20 protein-coding genes and 1 pseudogene are annotated in these 19,176 nt (G+C 61.3%); 5 read left to right on the top strand and 16 right to left on the bottom strand.

What is annotated here, in order from left to right:
- Positions 1–294: 294 nt before the first annotated feature.
- The 3 genes from metJ (at position 295) to ONZ54_RS19640 (ending at position 1,839) form a co-directional block, all read left to right on the top strand.
- The gene (gene metJ, locus ONZ54_RS19630; RefSeq protein ID WP_005315809.1) at positions 295–618 is read left to right on the top strand and encodes a met regulon transcriptional regulator MetJ; all 324 of its coding nucleotides are present in this window, start codon (positions 295–297) and stop codon (positions 616–618) included.
- Positions 619–657: 39 nt separating this feature from the next.
- Complete coding sequence (locus tag ONZ54_RS19635) at positions 658–1,416, top strand: AraC family transcriptional regulator (RefSeq protein WP_271788308.1); 759 nt, start codon at positions 658–660, stop codon at positions 1,414–1,416.
- A gap of 84 nt (positions 1,417–1,500) precedes the next feature.
- On the top strand, positions 1,501–1,839 hold the full coding sequence (locus ONZ54_RS19640) for a tRNA-binding protein (RefSeq protein WP_005315814.1): 339 nt from the start codon (positions 1,501–1,503) through the stop codon (positions 1,837–1,839).
- A gap of 72 nt (positions 1,840–1,911) precedes the next feature.
- Here ONZ54_RS19640 and ONZ54_RS19645 read toward each other — a convergent pair whose 3' ends face one another.
- The 3 genes from ONZ54_RS19645 to nudE form a co-directional block, all read right to left on the bottom strand.
- Complete coding sequence (locus tag ONZ54_RS19645) at positions 1,912–3,183, bottom strand: aromatic amino acid transport family protein (protein WP_271786956.1); 1,272 nt, start codon at positions 3,181–3,183, stop codon at positions 1,912–1,914.
- A gap of 412 nt (positions 3,184–3,595) precedes the next feature.
- Positions 3,596–4,408 carry a 3'(2'),5'-bisphosphate nucleotidase CysQ gene (gene cysQ / locus ONZ54_RS19650; protein ID WP_005315821.1) on the bottom strand — a complete coding sequence of 271 codons (813 nt, stop codon included), beginning with the start codon at positions 4,406–4,408 and terminating at the stop codon, positions 3,596–3,598.
- 41 nt (positions 4,409–4,449) lie between these two features.
- Positions 4,450–5,058 carry an ADP compounds hydrolase NudE gene (gene nudE, locus ONZ54_RS19655; protein ID WP_058394900.1) on the bottom strand — a complete coding sequence of 203 codons (609 nt, stop codon included), beginning with the start codon at positions 5,056–5,058 and terminating at the stop codon, positions 4,450–4,452.
- A 148-nt stretch (positions 5,059–5,206) separates the two neighbouring features.
- Here nudE and yrfG point away from each other — a divergent pair, with 148 nt between their 5' ends.
- A complete protein-coding gene (yrfG, locus tag ONZ54_RS19660; protein ID WP_271786957.1) occupies positions 5,207–5,875 on the top strand; it encodes a GMP/IMP nucleotidase in 669 nt (222 codons plus the stop codon).
- 319 nt (positions 5,876–6,194) lie between these two features.
- Here the strand turns inward: yrfG and tyrS are convergent, their stop codons facing one another.
- The gene (gene tyrS, locus ONZ54_RS19665; protein WP_271786958.1) at positions 6,195–7,463 is read right to left on the bottom strand and encodes a tyrosine--tRNA ligase; all 1,269 of its coding nucleotides are present in this window, start codon (positions 7,461–7,463) and stop codon (positions 6,195–6,197) included.
- 145 nt (positions 7,464–7,608) lie between these two features.
- Between tyrS and ONZ54_RS19670 the strand changes: the two genes are divergently transcribed.
- Positions 7,609–8,430 carry a helix-turn-helix transcriptional regulator gene (locus ONZ54_RS19670; protein WP_271786959.1) on the top strand — a complete coding sequence of 274 codons (822 nt, stop codon included), beginning with the start codon at positions 7,609–7,611 and terminating at the stop codon, positions 8,428–8,430.
- Between the two features lie 62 nt (positions 8,431–8,492).
- Here the strand turns inward: ONZ54_RS19670 and exeN are convergent, their stop codons facing one another.
- The 12 genes and pseudogenes from exeN to exeD all read right to left on the bottom strand — a co-directional run bounded on the left by exeN (position 8,493) and on the right by exeD (position 19,163).
- A complete protein-coding gene (gene exeN, locus ONZ54_RS19675) occupies positions 8,493–9,251 on the bottom strand; it encodes a GspN family type II secretion system protein ExeN (RefSeq protein WP_271786960.1) in 759 nt (252 codons plus the stop codon).
- Positions 9,252–9,348: 97 nt separating this feature from the next.
- Positions 9,349–9,840 carry a GspM family type II secretion system protein ExeM gene (gene exeM, locus ONZ54_RS19680; protein ID WP_096117828.1) on the bottom strand — a complete coding sequence of 164 codons (492 nt, stop codon included), beginning with the start codon at positions 9,838–9,840 and terminating at the stop codon, positions 9,349–9,351.
- Positions 9,837–11,021 (bottom strand): GspL family type II secretion system protein ExeL, encoded by a 1,185-nt coding sequence (exeL, locus tag ONZ54_RS19685; RefSeq protein ID WP_099994854.1) that lies wholly within the window; start codon positions 11,019–11,021, stop codon positions 9,837–9,839. Before exeL ends, exeM begins: the two co-directional genes overlap by 4 nt.
- Before the next feature lie 120 nt (positions 11,022–11,141).
- Positions 11,142–12,167: a GspK family T2SS minor pseudopilin variant ExeK gene (gene exeK / locus ONZ54_RS19690; RefSeq protein ID WP_271786961.1), complete on the bottom strand. Its 1,026-nt coding sequence runs from the start codon at positions 12,165–12,167 to the stop codon at positions 11,142–11,144.
- Positions 12,157–12,228: pseudogene (locus ONZ54_RS23360) on the bottom strand (type II secretion system protein GspJ); the annotation flags it as partial. The pseudogene ONZ54_RS23360 and the gene exeK, both read right to left, overlap by 11 nt.
- Before the next feature lie 25 nt (positions 12,229–12,253).
- Positions 12,254–12,901, bottom strand: coding sequence for a GspJ family T2SS minor pseudopilin variant ExeJ (exeJ, locus tag ONZ54_RS19700; RefSeq protein ID WP_271786962.1), 648 nt, complete (start codon positions 12,899–12,901; stop codon positions 12,254–12,256).
- Positions 12,898–13,257, bottom strand: a complete 360-nt coding sequence (gene exeI, locus ONZ54_RS19705) for a GspI family T2SS minor pseudopilin variant ExeI (RefSeq protein WP_021139454.1) — start codon at positions 13,255–13,257, stop codon at positions 12,898–12,900. Before exeI ends, exeJ begins: the two co-directional genes overlap by 4 nt.
- Positions 13,254–13,817, bottom strand: a complete 564-nt coding sequence (exeH, locus tag ONZ54_RS19710; RefSeq protein ID WP_271788309.1) for a GspH family T2SS minor pseudopilin variant ExeH — start codon at positions 13,815–13,817, stop codon at positions 13,254–13,256. The genes exeI and exeH overlap by 4 nt, the downstream gene beginning before the upstream one ends.
- A 44-nt stretch (positions 13,818–13,861) precedes the next feature.
- The gene (gene exeG / locus ONZ54_RS19715; protein ID WP_005315859.1) at positions 13,862–14,293 is read right to left on the bottom strand and encodes a GspG family T2SS major pseudopilin variant ExeG; all 432 of its coding nucleotides are present in this window, start codon (positions 14,291–14,293) and stop codon (positions 13,862–13,864) included.
- A 36-nt stretch (positions 14,294–14,329) separates the two neighbouring features.
- A complete protein-coding gene (exeF, locus tag ONZ54_RS19720; protein WP_021139456.1) occupies positions 14,330–15,550 on the bottom strand; it encodes a GspF family T2SS innner membrane protein variant ExeF in 1,221 nt (406 codons plus the stop codon).
- Positions 15,551–15,621: 71 nt separating this feature from the next.
- The gene (gene exeE / locus ONZ54_RS19725; RefSeq protein WP_271786963.1) at positions 15,622–17,127 is read right to left on the bottom strand and encodes a GspE family T2SS ATPase variant ExeE; all 1,506 of its coding nucleotides are present in this window, start codon (positions 17,125–17,127) and stop codon (positions 15,622–15,624) included.
- Positions 17,127–19,163 carry a GspD family T2SS secretin variant ExeD gene (exeD, locus tag ONZ54_RS19730; protein ID WP_271786964.1) on the bottom strand — a complete coding sequence of 679 codons (2,037 nt, stop codon included), beginning with the start codon at positions 19,161–19,163 and terminating at the stop codon, positions 17,127–17,129. The genes exeE and exeD overlap by 1 nt, the downstream gene beginning before the upstream one ends.
- Positions 19,164–19,176: the final 13 nt, after the last annotated feature.

A 19,176-nucleotide genomic window follows, 5' to 3' on the forward strand; every position in this document is an offset into this window, starting at 1 on the left:
CTGCTCTCCTTGGCTTTGTGACTGGGCGATTGATCCGGCTCGATTTCCGATGCAACGTACCGGCAGGGTAGCCTGGTGGGTCATTTCCGCTCTCCTTGATGTGTCTCGGGACTGTGTCTGCGGTTTCTCTGCCACACTCATCCCCGCCATTGCTGGCTCATGGTGAACCACACTACGCCACTGCAAAAAAGCCGTCAACACTTCTGGACGTCTAAATGGCTTTGCTGTTGGATTGCCATTAATTTCCTTAAGGGTTAAAATCCGCGCTCACGGCCAAATGAGAACAGGTGAATCATGGGTACAGAGTGGAACGGCGACTACGTCAGCCCCTACGCAGAACACGGCAAGAAGAGCGAACAGGTCAAGAAGATTACTGTCTCGATCCCGCTCAAGGTGTTGAAGGTGTTGACCGATGAGCGCACCCGTCGCCAGGTGAACAACCTGCGTCATGCGACCAACAGTGAGCTGCTCTGTGAAGCCTTCCTGCACGCTTTCACCGGTCAGCCGCTGCCCTGCGACGACGATCTGCGCAAGGATCATCCGGACAGCGTCCCCGCCGAGGTGCGCGCCATCATGGAAGCGCTGGGCAAAGAGATCGAAGATTTCGACGCAGAGTAATACCTGCGACCTATGCCAAACAGCAATCCCTCTTTGAAGATGACGCGGCCCCAGGCCGCGTCATTGCTATCTGCCACCTCCCCCTTCAGCCTGCGCCACTACCAGAGCGACATCAGCAGCCACAGCCACGACTTCGCCCAGCTGGTGATCCCCCTGGACGGCCCCCTCGAGATCGAGGTGCAGGGCCAGGGACGTCGCCTTGCCCCCGGTTTTGTCTGCGTGATAGCCCCCGGCGAGCGGCACGACTACGCCGCCGATCCGGCCCTCTCGTTTCTGGTGCAGGAGAGCGACTGGCTCCCCGGCGATCTGGCGGCCCGCCCCTTTATCGCGCTGGACGAGCCCCAGCGCCACTACCTCACCTTCCTGCACCGCATGGTGGCAGCGGGTCGACAGGTGGTGGGCATGGAGCAGGTGTGGCTATCCCTGCTGGCACAAGGGCAAGAAATGCACTCCTCTGTACCTCCTCGCCTTGCCGCCCGTATCCTCAAGGTGCAGCGCCATATCGAGGCCCATCTCGCCGAGCCCCTTGGCAATGAGCAGCTCGCCGCCATCGCCTGCCTCGGTCAGAGTCAGTTCAAGCACACCTTTCGCCAGCAGCTGGGGATGAGCGTCTCCCACTACATACGGGCACGGCGCATGACACTGGCACGCACCCTGCTTTCCCACACCCAACTGCCCATAGGCGAGATCGCCAGTCGCTGCGGCTACCAGAATCAGGGAGCCTTCGCCGAGCGCTTCCTGACCGAGAGCGGGCTGACCCCTTCCCTCTGGCGCCAACAAAACGGCCGCTTGCCGTAACCGGGCGGCCGTTTGCCGAAGACGGCGCAGGTGGTTTCGAGGCATGCTGAGGCCAATGCAAGGTGTATGAAACGAGGATCCAAGATGCAGACCATAAGCTGGCAGCAGTTCGAGATGATAGAGCTGAGAGTGGGCACCCTGGTGCGGGTCGAGCCCTTCCCCGAGGCACGCCGGCCCGCCTACAAGGTGTGGGCGGATTTCGGTCCCGAGCTCGGGGTACGCAAGAGCAGCGCCCAGATAACGGATCTCTATCAGCCGGAGGATCTGGTGGGGCGCCAGATAGTCGCCGTGGTGAACTTTCCCCCCAAACAGATAGGCCCCATCCAGTCGGAGTTTCTGCTGACCGGTTTCTACCGGGCTGACGGTGCGGTTGTGATGGCCATCCCTGAGCAGGCGGTGGAGAACGGCGCAAAGCTGGGCTGATGCCATTGGCCCCATGAAAAAAGAGAGGCGACCCCGGGGTCGCCTCTCTCATTTTGTTGCCGCAGCTCGCTGTTACTTCAACAGGCTGAAGATCAGCGCCGAGACCGCCAGCGACCCGGTCAGCAGGATGAAGCCGTTGGTCCAGCACTGGCGGAAGCGGGCCAGCGCCTCCACCTTGTAGACCGCTATCACCGGCATGATGAAGAGGATCATGGCGATGACGGGGCCGGAGAGGGTCTCCATCAGACCCAGAATGCCAGGGTTGATGACAGCGGCACCCCAGATTGCGAAAAACATCAGGACTATGCCGAGCCGGTCCGCCTTGGCCAGCGACAGGCCGGTGGGCTTGGCGATCAGGCTCTTGAGGCTCTCGCGGGCACCGAGGAAGTGACCGAGGAAGGAAGAGCTGATGGCGATAAAGGCGATGAGCGGCCCCAGCGTCACTATCACAGGGTTGTCAGTGATGTTGGCCAGATAGGAGAGCACTGAGACGTTCTGGGCCTTGGCCTCGGCCAGCTGGGCCGGAGTGAGGCTCAGCACGCAGGAGAAGACGAAGAAGAGCACGAAGCCCACCAGCATTATGGTGGTGTTGCGCAGGATCAGGCCGCTCTTGGCCTCCGCCTGCTCGCCATATTCCCGCCGCTGCACATTGGCAAAGCCGGAGATGGCGGCGGCGTGGCTGAAGGCAAACACTGTCACCGGCAGCGCCAGCCAGACGGTATTGAGGAAACTGCCGCCATCAAAGGCGGTGACTTCCGGCCACTGCCACTGGGGAATGAGATAGCAGGAAAGCGCCGCCAGAATGGCTGCCAGCGGATAGACCATGAAGGCAAAGGCGCGCAGCATCGCTTTCTCCCCGGCCATCATCACGGCGATCATGGCAAACACCAGCATGCCGGAGAGCATCACCCGGTTCGGGGTTGCCATGCCGAGCTGGTTGACCATGAAGCTCTCCACCGTGTTGGTCAACCCGACGCCGTAAATGAGCAGTATGGGGAAGATGGAGAGGAAATAGAGCGCCGAGATGAGCCGACCGGCCATCTTGCCGAAGTGCTCCTCGGCCACCTCGGTGAAATCAGCATGGGGACGGGAGGAAGAAAGCACAAAGCGGGCCAGCCCGCGGTGAGCCAGGAAGGTCATGGGACCGGCCAGTACGGCGACTATGACCAGGGGCCAGATACCGCCCAGACCCAGGTTGATGGGCAGAAAGAGTATGCCGGCGCCGACGGCGGTGCCAAACAGGCTGATCACCCAGTGGGTATCATGACTGCGCCAACGGGCAGTGCTGGTAACGGCTGGCTGGGAAGCAGACAGCTCCTTGACGACATCTACAGATAAACTCATTACTAATCCACTTTTTGTCAGTGTTTTAATCTGAGCATATTGTGGTTTATCAGGATTTAATTCTCAAAATAAGGGACTGAAACATATCACTACCATAACGAGCTCAAGCCAGTGAGATAGGGAATTCAATCGGGATTGGATAATCGTGTAAAACTACAAATAAGAAAAAATGCGATATATAAATCCAAATTTACATTCATACTCACTTTTTTATTTTGACCAAATGATCGTTCGCAGGATTACCTGAAAATCCATGCCAAATCTTCCCGCTCGATGATGACGTTCCACTGTCATTCACGTTCTTTGCCAGTGGATACTCCTATGCATACCGGATAAAAGCAGCGGATCACACCAGACAATCAGGCGACCATGAGGTCGCCTGATTGAGTCTTGCGATGACATGTCAGGCAACTCAGTGAGCGAGAATAGTGCCCCAGGCGAGATCCGGATCTCCCATCACTATGAAGTCCGGGTTCTCCAGCGACTCGGTTTCGTTGTAGCTGAGCGGTTGCAACGCCAGGCTGAGGATACGACCGCCAGCCGCCTCGACGATGCACTGGGCAGCGGCGGTATCCCACTCGCCGGTGGGGCCGAGTCGCACATAGCAATCGGCGGCCCCTTCCGCCACCAGGCAGGACTTGAGGGAGCTGGAACCGAGCGGTATCAGCTCGTAGTTGATAGCCGGATTGAGGCGACGGGTCAGGTTCTCCAGTTTCTGGCGACGGCTGATGGCCACCACCAGAGAGTCTGGCTGGTCATGTTCGTGATGCATGGCGCTGATGGGCAAGGTCTCGCCGTTCACCTCCTTGAAGGCACCGTGACCACGTACCGCCCAGTAGAGCACGTCAGACTCGGGGGCGTAGATGACACCGAGCACGGGCACGTTGTCCCGAACCAGGGCGATCAGGGTGGCGAAGTCGCCGCTGCCAGCAATGAACTCGCCGGTGCCGTCAAGGGGATCCACCAGCCAGTACTGCCGCCAGTTGGATCGCTGACTGAAGGGCACATCAGCCGCCTCTTCGGTCAGCACGGGTACATGGGGGGTGAGCGCCGACAGCGCCTGTTTGAGGTAGGCATCGGCAGCAAGATCGGCACTGGTGACCGGGGTCGCATCCTCCTTCAGCTGACGCTCGAACTGACCGCCGTGATAGATTTCGTGAAGGATACGCCCCGCTTCGCGGGCGATCTCCTTGACCCCTGGAACCCAGGCCAACAACTCCTGCATTTTGTTATCCTCTGTTTTTATTGCCTTTGCCCACGTTCGGGCTAGTTTTCCTGCTCCGCCAGCCACTTCTGGGCCAGCAGCAGGGCACTGATGCTGCGCGACTCGGTAAAGTCGGAACGCGCCAGCAATTCATCAATCCGGTTGAGCGGCCAGGGGATCACCTCCAGAGGCTCGGGTTCATCGCCGACCCGCTGCTCGGGGAAGAGATCCCGCGCCAGCAGTATGTCCATCCGGCTGGAGAAGTAACCCGGCGCCAGTGACACCTGCTTGAGGGGGATCAGGCTGTTGGCGCCAAAACCGGCCTCCTCCATCAGCTCCCGGTTGCCCGCCTCGAAGGCGTTCTCACCCGGGTCGATCAGTCCCTTGGGAAAGCCCAGCTCGTAAGAGTGAGTACCAGCCGCATACTCGCGCACCAGCAGCAGGGTGTGGGCGTCATACAGGGGCACCACCATGACGGCGCCGCGGTTGCCACCCCGCATCCGCTCATAGACTCGCTCCTCGCCATTGGAGAATTTGAGGTGCAGGGATTCCACCTTGAACAGCCGGCTCTCGGCCACTATCTCGGCCTTGAGGATCTCCGGCTTGTTCTTGTCGAGATCCAGGGTCTCGACACAGATATGCTCGGGCTTGCTCTTGTGGTGGTCACTCATCGGGCGTTGGCTGCTCGTTAAAAAATAGTGCTTCAAGAGTAAACGACTCCCACACCGAACACCACGGGGCAAGGGCGGGAAAACGGACGGAAAAATCCGTTATAATGCCGCCCCGTTTTCCTCCCGAATATTGACACCAAGAGGCCCCATGCCGACCCAGCTGCCCTGGCACCAGATAGACACAGTCCTGCTCGATATGGATGGCACCCTGATCGATCTCCATTTTGACAACCACCTCTGGCAACAACTGGTGCCGGCACGCTACGCAGAGCGACTCGCCCTGCCGCTGGACCAAGCCAGAGCACAGATCGATGCCCACTATCACGCCGTCAGCGGCACCCTCGACTGGTACTGTGTGGATTACTGGAGCCAGACCCTGGGGCTGGATATTCGCGCCCTCAAGCAGGAGATCCTGGATAAGATCCAGTGGCGGCCCAACGTCATCCCCTTCCTTGCCGAGCTGCGGGCGGCGGGCAAGCAGCTGGTGCTGTTTACCAACGCCCACCCCGCCAGCCTGTCGGTCAAGGAGGCGCGGCTCGGCCTAGCCGGGCATCTGGACCTGATGGTGAGCACCCACGAGCTGGGCTGGTCGAAGGAGAGCCAGCACTGCTGGCAGGCGCTTGCAGAGCGGCTGGCGTTCGATCCGGCCCGCACCCTGTTTGTGGATGACAGCGAGCGGATCCTGCGGGCCGCCGCCGACTACGGCATCGGCTATCAGCTTGCCATCCAGAATCCGGACAGTTGCCAGCCCGAGCAGCACATCACCGCCTTCCCGGCGATCCGTGACTATGCCGAACTGCTGCCGCTGGCTACTTGATACCGATACGGGGACAGGATTCACCACCCTCCCCGATGTATTCCGTGACTACGCAGAATGACTGCCGCTGATTACTTGATACCGATACGGGGACAGGATTCACCACCCTCCCCGATGTATTCCGTGACTACGCAGAATGACTGCCGCTGATTACTTGATACCGATACGGGGACAGGATTCACCACCCTCCCCGATGTATTCCGTGACTACGCCGAATTGCTGCCGCTGACAGCGTGATTCGGCTGTTGGGGTAGAGACGGGGACGCACAATGGAAAGGGCTGCCCGGGCAGCCCTTTCTCGTTGATGTCGGGAAGCTGGCTAGCCCAACCACGCCACCAGCTGGTACTGCTTCTTGCCCCTACGCAGCAGCAGGTAGCGGTCAAACAGCCGATCCTCGGCACTGAGCTGCTCATCCAGCTTGATGACGCCATTGAGGCTGATGGCTCCCGCCGCCAGCAGTTCGCGGGCGATCCGCTTGGAGTTCGCCAGACCGCAGCTGACCAGCAGGCTTACCAGATCAGTCTCGCCGCGGACTGTGCTGCTCGGCATGCCATCCTGCGCCAGCTGGGCCAGATCGCTCTCGCCAAGGCGCGCCACGTCGCCGCTAAACAGCAGCTCGCTGATGCGCTGCACCGCCGCCAGCGCCGCCTTGCCGTGCACCAGTTCGGTCAGCTCGTTCGCCAAGACCTGCTGCGCCTGCTTGCGCCCCTGCCGCTTGGCATCTTCCGCCTCCAGTGCATCAATCTCGCTCAGCGACATAAAGCTGTAGTAGCGCAGGAAGCGGTAGACATCCTCATCCGCGGTGCCGAGCCAGAACTGGTAGAAGGCGTAGGGCGAGGTGAGCGCCGGATCCAGCCAGACGGCTCCACCCTCGGTCTTGCCGAACTTGGTGCCGTCCGCCTTGGTGATAAGCGGCAACGTCATGCCGTGCACCTGCGCCTGATGGAGGCGGCGGGTGAGATCCATGCCACTGGTGATATTGCCCCACTGATCGTTGCCGCCAATCTGCAGGGTGCAGCCGAGTCGCTGGTGCAGCACCGCAAAGTCGTAGGATTGCAGCAGGGCGTAGGAGAACTCGGTGAATGAGATGCCCTGATCCGGACGAGCCAGCCGCTGGCGCACCGACTCCCGCGCCAGCATGGCGTTGACCGAGAAGTGCTTGCCGATATCCCGCAGAAAATCGAGGGCTGACATCTGCCCCATCCAGTCACCATTGTTGACCAGTTGCGGGGCCGACAGGCCCTCATCGGCGGGCAGCAGCGCCCTGATCTGGGCCGACAGGCTGGCGACCCAACCCTGTACCGTGTCGCTGCTGTTGAGGCTGCGCTCGGTCGCCTTGAAGCTGGGGTCGCCGATAAGGCCAGTCGCCCCGCCCACCAGTGCCACCGGGGTGTGGCCCGCCAGCTGGAAGCGGCGCAGCATCAAGAGCGGCACCAGATGACCGATATGCAGGCTGCCAGCGGTGGGATCGAACCCGCAATAGACGGTACGCGGGGTGGCGAGGTGGGAGGCCAGGGCCGCCGGGTCGGAATTCTGGGCCACAAGGCCGCGCTCGGTCAGCTCATCGAGCAGGTGGGGGTTGATCATGGGTTCTCCAACAGCAGGGGGAAAACCGTCATCCTCGCCGTTCTGGCCCGTGGCGAATATGTCCCCTGAGGGACAGTTTTGTCACTCTCGTGCTAGCATCCAGCCATAGTAGGGAATAGCTCCCCGCCACCGGAAACGTGCCACCATGACCCAGCCATTCACCACAGATGCCTTGACCCGCAGCATGACCGAGGTGGTCGATTCCCTGCACAGCAGCGCCTTTGCTGCGGCGCTGGTGCGGCTGATCCAGCAGCAGGTGGCGTTTGATTGCGCCCTGCTGCTCGGGGTGGGGCAGCGGCCCGTCTATCTTTACGACAACCTGAGCCATCAGCGAGCCCTGCTGTTTGATCGCTACCTCACCAGCCACTTCAGTCAGGATCCCTTTATGCAGGCGCTGGAGCAGGGCTTGCCTGCCGGCGTCTGGACCCTGGCGCAGGTGTCACAAGGACGGCTCGATCCCGAATATCGCCACCACTTCTATCAGGCCACCGGCTGGCAGGAGGAGGTGGGGCTGATCCTGCCGGTGCGGGACGGGCTGACGCTGATGCTGTTTCTCGGCCGCCTCGACAAGCGCAGCTCCCTGAGCCAGAACGAGCTGGCGAGGCTGGAGCAGCTGTTTCCGCTGGTACATTCGCTGTGTCGCCAGCAGTGGCAGCAGAGCCAGCCGCTGCTGGCGGAGAGCCCGGCGCTGCCTGACAGTGCCAGCCTGAAGGCGGCGGTGGCGCAGGCCATCGCCAGCGTGGGCGGGGATCTGCTCACCCGCCGGGAGCGGCAGGTAGCCGGGCTGCTGTTGCAGGGGCTGGATACCGAGGCGATCGCCACCGAGCTCGGCATTGGCAGCGGCACGGTGAAGAATCACCGCAAGCATCTTTATGGCAAGCTGCGGCTCGGCTCGCGGGCCGAGCTGTTCAGCTTCTTTCTGAATCACCTGATCACCGCGCCGGCTGGCGACATACAAACCCCATAACGACATAACCCCGCCGAAGCGGGGTTATTTTCATCATACGTCCACAACACCAGACAATGTCGTCAGATACGCCCCTGGTAGCGCAGCGGGAAACGGCCCTGACCATCGGGTTGACCGAGGAAGGGCAATCCCTGCTTCATCTCTTCCGGCAGCTCAGGGCCAGGTTTGAGAGAGCCCTGGAACAGGTACTGGCGATTAGCCTGCAGTTCCAGTTTGCCCATCACCTGCACCGCCTCCGAGCTCTGCTTGAGTTCGGCCACCAGACGGGAGTCGATGCAGGTCAGCTTGATCTCGGGATCCCCCAGCGGCAACTTGCCGGCCGAGGTGTCTGCATCGGCGCCATACCAATAGAGCTTGCCGTAGAGGTTGTCACACCAGGGGTTGCCCTGGGCAAACTGATCGACCTTGAGCTGCAACTGACCCGACACCGTCAGCGGGAACGGCAGCCGCATGGGTACCCGATCCAGCACCCAGGGTGCGGGCACATTGAGGGTAATGTCGCGACCAAAGGCGGCGCCATTCCAGCCGACCACACCCTGGCCATTGAGGCCGCTGCGATCGCCGAAACGCAGAGAGACCTCGGGGGCGAAGCGCAGCAGTGACCAGCCGTTGAGCTCCCAGCGCAGCTGGGTCAGCGACTCGCTGGCATATTGCAGCCGGGCGACCTGACCGCTCCAGAGGGTGCCGCTCACCCCTTCCAGCTGCACCAGGTTGGGCGGCAACGGCAGATGGCGCACCACCAAAGAAGCGGGCAGCTTCACCAACAGAAAACCGAGATAGGCCACCAGAAACAGGGCGGCGATCAGTACTTTTTTCTTCATAGAAAATGACTCAACTGAAAATGTCTGGCCTTGACCAGGCCCTGAGCCCCACAGGGACGAAATACCGGGTACTCGGCGGCACTCAGCCCACTGGATGTCATTGGGGACGACTCAACTGCAAGCGTCTGACCTTGACCAGACCCGGGGCCAGATTCTCACGGGCCACCTCGATCACCTGCACCTGGACGCCGTGCTGATCGGCGAGGCTCGCCAGCCAGATCAGCAGATCATCGAACGGCACTGTGTCGATCCACACCTGCAGCTCCTGACCCTGGGGTTGCAGGCGGGCAATCTTGATCTTCTGGTTGAAGGCAGTGCGGTTAACCACCCCTTCCAGGGTGCCGCTGGTGTCAAGCTGACGGCCCTGACCGCCCTGCATCGCCAGCACCTCTTCCCCCTTCTCTTTCAGCCAAGCGAGCGTCTGTTGCTGACTCAGCACCTGCCGCTCGCGCTCGGCGATGCGGTTGACGATGGGCTGCCAGACGATCCAGTAGAAGAGCCCGATCAGCAGGCAGCTGCCACCCACTGCCACCAGCCGCTGCTCGCGGGCGCTGATACTGCGCCACCAGCCTTGTAGTTTGTCCATCATGATGATTTACCTTTCAGCACCAGTGCCCCCTCAACCTTGCCCTCTGTGCTGCGCACCTCACCCTGCTGCACCTCGAAACGCTTGCCCGCCAGCTCGCGAAAACGCTCTATCTCGGTGAAACCGGGTGCCGTCACCTGCAATCTCAGCTCGCCCCGGGCGGCGTCGAAGCGCAACACCTGCGGCTTGAGACCCGGCACCTCGGCGAAGGTGGGAGCCAGTTCAGTCAGCAACAAGAGCACACCATCCTGCGGCGTCTGCCCCAGCAACTTGAGGTGCTGCGCCATCTGGCTGCGCACGTTCACTATGCGGGTCTCCCCCGGGAAGATACGGGTGTAGACCTGCCGGATCTCGGCTTTGAGAGCCTTGTCCTGCTCCGCCAGCTGATAGAGATGCACACCGCGCTGGGTCAGCGCCACCAACAGCAGCAAGCCGGCGACCACGGCAACCTTGCGCCACTGCAACCAGTAACGGGAGTATTCTGTTTGCGGCCGGTAGGGGCCCTGCAACAGGTTGGCCTGACAGTTCAACGCCCCTTTGGCCAGCAGCAGCATGGGCAGTTCGGGATCTGCCGCCTGCCAGTTGGCCGTCGGGATCGGCGGTACCGGGGTATGGCTGTGGATGGTAACCGGTTCGGCTTCGACCGCCAGCAACATGGCCAGCAGCGGCTCGTCGGCTACTATGCCCTGACAGGGGCCCTGGCGCAGCAGCCACTCCTTGCCAAGTTGCAGGGCTGACCAGCCATCGGCGGCCTGAGGCAGCGCCAGCACGTCCGGCAGCAGTTGCTGGCTCTTGAGGCCCGCCGCCTCCAGCCAGCCCAGCCAGGTCTGCATCTTCTCCTTGTCGACCGCCATCAGGTCCACATCGTGGCCCTCGTGGGCCAGCACCACCAGATGCAGCTCATCCACATCGGAGGCGATTTGCTCCTCCAGCAGATAGGGCAAGGCAGCCGCGGCCTGGCGACTGTATTTGCCCGGCAGGCTCACCCGCCGGAAGATAAGGTCGCTGCCCGGCACCAGGGTCACCACGGGGCGGCCACCGGCACGCTCCCGCAGCTCGCCGAGGGCATGGGCCGAGGCCAGGGTACCGGAGGCAATGATCTCCTCCTCCTTCGCCGACCACACCAGCCACTCGACCGGTTGCTGCGCATTGGTCCCCAGACGGATGACCAGACTCTCGCTCACAAATATCTCTCCTGCCATTCCCGTCCGCATCCAGGGGATGGGCGGGAGCGCAGCCTTTGGCTGCTGTCCAATACGGATTCAGAGCGGGTTCGGCCATCAGCCGTCACCCACACCTGTTTGTTATTCGGCGCCACCGCTGAGGCGGCGCAGCATCACCAGCTTGTTGTCCTTGCCACGCACGAAGACACTCTCCAGCCTGGCCCGGGTATCACCGACTTCGGCGATCAATTTGGCTTCGAAATAGCTGCTCTTGACGTCCAGCGCCGCATCCAGCCCCTGGATGTTGCTCACCTGCACCGGCATCTGATCCGTCATCGCTTTCTTATCCTTCCACCCCTTCTGAGGGCGGCTGGTCAGCACCCGTTTGGCGTCATCGAGACCAACCTTGTCCTGATAAAGCGCCACCAGCAGCGCGGCCTGCTCCGGCTTGATGGTGTTGATGTTCACCACCAGCTTGTCGGTCGGCAAGGCGCACACATAGGGCGCCAGCCGGGCATACAGTTTGGCACTCACACCGCGCACTGCCCTCAGCTCATCCGTGCTGATCATCCACTGGTTCGCGGTCAGATAAGGGGGCGTCAGCCCTTCGTAATAGGCATCTTCGGCACCGTAGCTGGAGACCAGCGCCGTATCCTTGTCGGTCCAGTCGCGGATGGCATCGGTCAGCTGCACCGCCTCGTAATCTTCGACTTCGAGCTGCTTGAGCAGGGCGCGAAACGCCTTGACCTGATAGGGCTGCTTCTCGAGGTCATCGCCGCTCACCCCGTCTTTCAGGGGCACGCTCAGGCTGTTGAGGTTGAAGCAGGATTGCAGATCCCGCACCCGGCCGGTCAGCTTGCCGTCATCCACCGGGAAGACAGCATCCTGCCTGGCCCAGTTCTGGCCCAGACTCACCACATTGGGGTCGTCTTTGAAATCCTGAGCCAGCACCTTGCTCACCAGGGCTTCCGCCGACATGGCATACCACCATGCCTGCTTGCCAGCAGTGAGGTTGCCGGTGCGGCGCAGTTCCAGCTGCAAGCGACCGCTCATGTTGCTGGCGATGATCACCATCACCGACAAGATGAGCAGCACCACCAGCAGGGCCATGCCACCCTGGCGAGCCGGTCTGGCTGCGTGCACTCCCCGATTGCGCCTAGTTGCCATTGTCTGCTCGCTGGCCACCGGCCCCGATGAGGAACTGACAACGAATTGTGCCGTCATCTTCAGTGACGCTCAGGGGAAAACGACGATCAATTACCATTGTCAGCCCTCTGGCCACCGGCCCCGATGAGGAACTGACGACGAATGGTGCCGTAATCCTCCAGATCCAGCTCCACCGCCAGGCCGTAAGGCAGCACGTTGCGCTGGGTCCACTCCTCCTTCCAGGCACCCTTGTCGTAAAAATAGAGCCGCAGCGCCGTCACCCGATCCAGCATGGGCTGAATGCGCGGCTCTGTGCCGATCACCGGATCCGGATAGAGGTAGCTCAGCCGCTCCAGCTTGTGATCCTTGAGACGCCAGCCAACCCGCTGCAAACCGGAGCGTGGCAGCATACCGTCCGGATTGAGCCAGCCACCGCGAATGAAGGCCATGCCCCAGTCATCGCTCTGCTGGCCGAAACGGGACGCCGCCAGCAGCACCTTGTTGTTCTCGCCGTCGATGCGGCCACTGCGGGGTACCATCTGGGTGATGTCCCGCTCCATCAGGGTGAAGGCCAGCTGCAACTCGGAGAGACGAGCCTCTTTCTTCTTGGCCACCTCGTCGCTGGTGAGCACCCCCTGCAGCACCTGATAGGCGCCCATGCTGAGGCTGGCGAAGATGGCGATGGCCACCAGCATCTCAAGCAGAGTAAAACCGTCCTGACGGGACTTTATTTGGGTGTCGTTGATCAGGTTCATCGGCTGATATAGGTCCGGATCATGGCCACAGGGCTCTCGGCCTTGGGGGCAGTACGCACTTCCATATCCAGCGCCTTGAAGTTGTTGTCGGCGGTGGCGACGCCGCGATAGCGCCAATACCAGGTCTGCCCAGCCATCTTCTCGTCCCCTTCCACCCAGCTGTCGCCGGGCCACTTGGCTTCGAGTTTCTGCTGCACCAGCTGGTTTTCCACCACCCAGGTCGCCAGCGTCTTCTCTTCCAGATAACTGAGTGCAGAGAGGTGTTCGCTGGCGGTTTTCATCACGGCGAGACCCGCGATGGCAAACACCGCCAGTGCGACCATGACCTCGAGCAATGTCATGCCACGGGCGTTCACTCCTCTTCCTCCTCGTCCTGCAGCAGTCGCAAGCGACCGAATTCATCCGCCTTGACAGTCCGCAGGTAGCGCACGTCCTCATTCTGCTGGGTCAGGGTCAATACGAAAGGGCTGAGCTCGCCACCGGGGAAGATCAATACCTGGGGCGTGCGCTCCTTCTCGTCCCGATCCTGCTCGGTTTTCTCGTCGGACTCGGTCCGCCAGCTGAACCCTTCGAGCTCGATGGCCAGCGTCATCTCATCCGGCAGTGTGACCTGCCCCAGGATCTTGTCGTCGGTCAACGCCTGCCATTTGCGATCCTTGGCCCCGCGCTGCATGAACTGCCAGCCGTTCGCCTCGATACGCAGCCCCACCAGCCGGCCATCCATCACCGAATACTCCTGCGCCTGTTGCAGGGTCGCCATGAAGCGGCGCGCCTGCTTGTCGAGCTCGCGATCGCCTCTGGCCCCCCCCATGCTGAGGGTGACGGCAGTGGCCACCAGCCCCATCAGCATGGCCACCAGCAATACTTCCAGCAGGGTGAAACCGGCTTGGCGATGACGAGACGAGGAGCCCCTCACGGCAGCATCGCCCACAGCACCTTGATGGCAGCGCAATCAATCACTTATTGGAAATCCTTCAGATTCCAGTTGCCGATGTCATCATCGGTACCGGCTTCGCCATCCAGCCCCATGGAGAAGATGTCGATCTTGCCGAACTGGCCCGGGCTCAGCAGCTGGTAAGGATTGCCCCAAGGATCCTGCGGCAGGCGCTTGATGTAGCCGCCGTCACGGTAGCTGCGCGGCTCGGGGGCGGCGGTCGGCTTGTTGACCAGCGCATCCAGGCCCTGCTCCGTGGTCGGGTAACGGTTGTTGTCCAGCTTGTACATGTCGAGGGCATTTTCCAGCGCCACTATATCGGAGACGGCTTTCTGCTGGTCAGCCTTCTCTTTGTTGCCCATCAGGTTGGGCACCACCAGGCTGGCCAGGATCCCGAGGATCACTATGACCACCATGACTTCCAGCAGGGTAAAACCGGATTGACGACGCTTTTGCATGACTTACTCCCTAACGAAATGAGATGGCGCAGGCCATCAGAGATTGACCATATTGTTGAGCTCGAGGATCGGCTGCAGGATCGACATCACGATAAACAGCACAACCCCGGCCATGGAGACCACCAGCAGGGGCTCAAACACGCCGAGGGCTATGTTCACCTGGGTTTCAAATTCCCTGTCCTGGTTGTCTGCCGCCCGCTCCAGCATGTTGTCGAGCTCGCCGCTCTGCTCGCCGGAGGCGATCATGTGCAGCATCATGGGCGGAAAAATCTTGGTTTCATCCAGCGCCTTGCGCAGGCTGGTCCCCTCACGTACCCGTTCGGTGGCCTCACCAATGCGCGTACGGGCAAAGTCATTGGAGAGCACTTCGCCGGCGATCTTCATCCCCTCCAGCAAGGGCACGGCACTGGCATTGAGGATGCTCAAGGTGCGGGCGAAGCGGGCTGTGTTGAGACCACGGCTGACCCGGCCTATGACCGGCAGGCGCAGTATCACCTGATGCCAGTGACGGCGACGCTTCTCGTCGGTCAGCCACCAGCGCCAGACAAAGCCACCCAGGAACAGTAGCAGCAGGAACCAGAGGCCGTAATGCTGCATCAGCTCGCTGGTGCCGATGAGGAAACGGGTCGTCGCAGGCAACTGCTGGCCCATGTGTTCAAACTGGGCCACCACCTTGGGTACCACGGCAGTGAGCAGGATCGAAATAACCCCGACCGCCACCAGAGTGAGGACTATGGGGTAGATCATCGCCTGCAGCAGCTTGGTGCGCATATGCTGGCGCTGCTCCGTGTAGTCGGCGAGCCGGTTCAGCACCTTCTCCAGATGACCGGACTTCTCCCCTGCCGCCACCATGGAGCGGAACAGCTGATCGAACACGTGGGGGAAGGCCCCCAGCGAATCGGCCAGCGAGTAGCCTTCTACTACCTTGCTGCGCACGGTTGCCACCAGGCTGCGCAGATGGGCCTTTTCGCACTGCTCGGCCACTGCCCGCAGCGCCTCTTCGATAGTCAGGCCGGCGCCAACCAGGGTCGCCAACTGGCGAGTAATGAGGGCCAGCTCGGAAGTGGAGGCACCACGACGAAACAGCACGAAGCGATTCGCTTCACGCTTTGCCTTCTCAGTGGTCTCGTTCACCTCGAGCGGGGTCAGCCCCTGCTCGCGCAGTTGCTGGCGTACCTGACGGGCCGAGTCGCCCTCGGTCACCCCCTGCTTCTGGCGCCCCTTGCTGTCGAGGGCTTTGTATTCAAATGCTGACAATACTCTTGCTCCTCTGCCCTAGCACTGTGACGTCTTGCTATCCCGATTCAAATCGCTTGCCTGACCGAACATCAATCTTCCCGGGTCACCCTCAGCACTTCTTCAAGGCTGGTCTGCCCCTTGAGCACCTTGTCGATGCCATCCCGGCGGATGCTGGGGGTATGGCCGCGGATCAGCCGCTCTATGGCCAGTTCGCCGCTGGCGCTGTGGATCGCCTCGCGCACCGCTTCGTCGATCACCACCAGCTCATGGATACCGGTTCGGCCACGGTAGCCGGTGTGGTTGCATTGCTCGCAGCCAACCGGGCGCCACACCTGCTGATCTGGCGCCAGCTCCATGCCCATGGCCTCCCGCTCCTGCTCAGTGATGGGGCGTGGAGTGCGGCAATCCGGACAGAGGGTACGCACCAGCCGCTGGGCCAGTACCGCCAGCAAGGATGAGGAGAGCAGGAAAGGCTCTATCCCCATGTCCCGCATTCGGGTGATGGCGCCGATGGCGGTGTTGGTGTGCAGGGTCGACATCACCAGGTGACCGGTCAGCGACGCCTGCACCGCTATCTGGGCGGTTTCCAGATCCCGGATTTCCCCCACCATCACCACGTCCGGATCCTGACGCAAGATGGCGCGCAGGCCGCGGGCGAAGGTCATGTCCACCTTGGTGTTGACCTGGGTCTGACCTACCCCTTCGAGGTCATATTCGATGGGGTCTTCCACCGTGAGAATGTTGCGATCCCGCGAGTTGATCTCGGAGAGCGCTGCATACAGGGTGGTGGACTTGCCCGAACCGGTCGGGCCCGTCACCAATATGATGCCGTGGGGCTTGCGAATAAGTTCGCTGATGATGTTGCGGTTGGCCAGCGTCATGCCGAGCTGCTTGAGCTCGAGGCGCACGTTGTTCTTGTCGAGCAGACGCAATACCACCCGCTCGCCGTAGCTGGACGGCATGGTCGAAACCCGCACGTCCACCGCCCGGCCACCGATACGCAATGAGATGCGGCCATCCTGTGGCACCCGCTTCTCGGCGATGTCCATCCGCGACATGACCTTGATGCGCGACACCAGCAGGGAGGCCAGCTTGCGATGGGGGCGCAGTATCTCCCGCAGCACGCCATCAATGCGGAAGCGAATGACCAGCACCCGTTCGAAGGTCTCGATATGGATGTCCGACGCCTCCTCTTTTATCGCCTCGCTCAACATGGCGTTGATGAGGCGAATGATGGGGGCGTCGTCATCGGCGTCCAGCAGGTCCTCACTCTGGGGCAACTCTTCGGCCAGGGCAAAGAAGTCCATCTCGTTACCGAGATCTTCCATCAGCTGGCGCGCCTCGGAAGAGTCGCGCTGGTAGTGGGCCATCAGCAACTCTTCAAACTCGTCACTGCCAAGCTGCTCCACCTCGAAGGCGCAGCCCGCTACCCGCCGAACTTCCAGCAGGGTTTGCGGCGCGACCCCCTGACGACAGAGCAGCAAGGGAGTCCCCTGCCGTTCGGTCAGAATGACACCGAAGTTGCGGGCAAAGGCAAACGGCAGCTCGGGCAGGGCTGCTGGCAGATCCGTTCCATCGAGCTGGTACGCCGCCATTACTTGTTACCCTGTACGAACGGCTGTGCTCCATCGGCCGTCGCCTGCTGGCGGGCCTTCATCAGCTCGATCTGCTTCTGTATCTCGGGTGACTGGACCACATCCTGCCCATATTCGGGCAGCACCTGCCGATCCGGCGAGGTGGCATATCCCTTTTGAGCCGCCGCCTCCAGCTGTTGAGCGCGGAACAGGGTGTACTTGTTGCTGGATATCCCCGAATAGACGTTGGCATCGCGCAATATGGTGGGCCGGATAAAGACCATCAGGTTGCGCTTGGAGGTGGTGTTGGAAGTAGAGCGGAACAGGTAGCCCAGCACGGGAATGTCGCCCAGCAAAGGCACCTTGGAGACCTTCTCCTGAGTCTGCTCATCCATCAGACCGCCAAGCACCACGGTTTCGCCACTTTTGACCAGCACGGCGTTCTTGATGGTGCGGGTATCGAAGGTGGGACCCAAGGTAGCCGTACCTGTAGCCTGTTTCTGCGCGACACTGGAGACCTCCTGCTCGATATTGAGCAGCACTGAATCCCCTTCGTTTATTTGCGGCGTCACCGTCAACTTGGTGCCCACCGTCTTGCGCTCTATGGTATTGAACACCTGATCGCTGGTGGTGGAACTCTGGGAGCCGCTCTGCACCGGCACTTCCTGACCCACGTTGAAGGAGGCTTCCTTGTTGTCCATGGTGACGATACTCGGGGTGGAGAGAATATCGCTCTTGGTGTTGGTGGAGAGCGCAGTCACCAGTGCAGCCCAGTTGCCATGATAGAAACCGGCGGCCATGCCGTTGAAGTCTTTTGCCAAGGCAGCCAGACCCGTGGTGGTGCCATTATCCTTGTAGTCTTTGGCGGCGATCGCCACCGAGCCAATGGGCAGGGTAGTGTCGGTAAACTGGGTGCCGCCACCGTTGGTATTGGCCCACTGAACCCCCAGGTTGAGGCCGTCACCGTCGGCAATTTCGACGATGATCGCCTCCACCAGCACCTGAGCACGGCGGATATCCAGCTTGGCAACCACTTGCTCCAGCTCGGCCATCACATCCGGTTGGGCCGTGATGACCAGCGCATTGGTGGTCTCATCAGCCGAGATGGCCAGCTTGCCACCGCCTATGCTGGCGTTGCCGCCACCGGCCGTGGTGCCGCCCCCCTTCTTGTCCGCTTCTATGCTGGTGCTGACGCCCTTGAGCACCTCCACCATGTCCTTGGCCTTGCCATATTTGAGATAGAAGACCCGGGTATTGCCCTGGCTCTGCAGGTCGCGGTCGAGCTGGCGCACCATCTGTATGATGCGAGCCCGCGCCTTGGGTTCACCACTGACCACCACGGAATTGGTGCGCTCATCGGCCACTACCTTGGGCGCCAGCAGCAGGGAAGTGTTGCCGCCCTGGGAGTTGCCATCCTTGTTGAGGTTGGTCACCAGTCGCACCATCTCGCCGGCGGAGGCATATCTCAACTTGATGATGTCCACTTCCTGATCGCCCGCCTTGTCGACCCGGCGCACCACTTCCACCAGACGGTTGACCACGGCGGCACGGCCGGTGATGAGCAACACGTTGGAGGGATCGTAATGCACCACGTTGCCGCCACCGGCGTTGTCGTTGAGCTGACGCAGCAAGGGGGCCAGTTCACGCACCGAGACATTGCGCACCGGCACCACCCGGGTCACCATCTCGTCGCCAATGCCCGGGTTGGTCTCATCCACCACAGGGATGGCCGAGGTCTTGGCATCCTTGGAGCGCACAACCTTGAGCACGCCGTTATCCATGGGCACAACGGCAAAGCCATAGACGTCGAGCACGCTCAGGAAGAACTGGTAATACTGCTCTTCGTTGAGCAAGTCGTAGCTGCGGACGTTGATCTTGCCGCGTACCGAAGGCTCTATGATGATGGTCTTGCTCAGGTTCTTGCCGACCGTGTTGATGAACTCTTCGATGTCGGCATTCTTGAAGCTGGCAGAATACTCGGTGGCCCAGGCAGAGCCTGCCATCATCAGCGCCGCCGCGACCGTGGCAAGACGCCAGCTCTTCCCTTTATTTATCATTCTTGGTGCTACT

The sequence above is a fragment of the Aeromonas salmonicida genome (assembly GCF_028355655.1).
Classification (GTDB): domain Bacteria; phylum Pseudomonadota; class Gammaproteobacteria; order Enterobacterales; family Aeromonadaceae; genus Aeromonas; species Aeromonas salmonicida.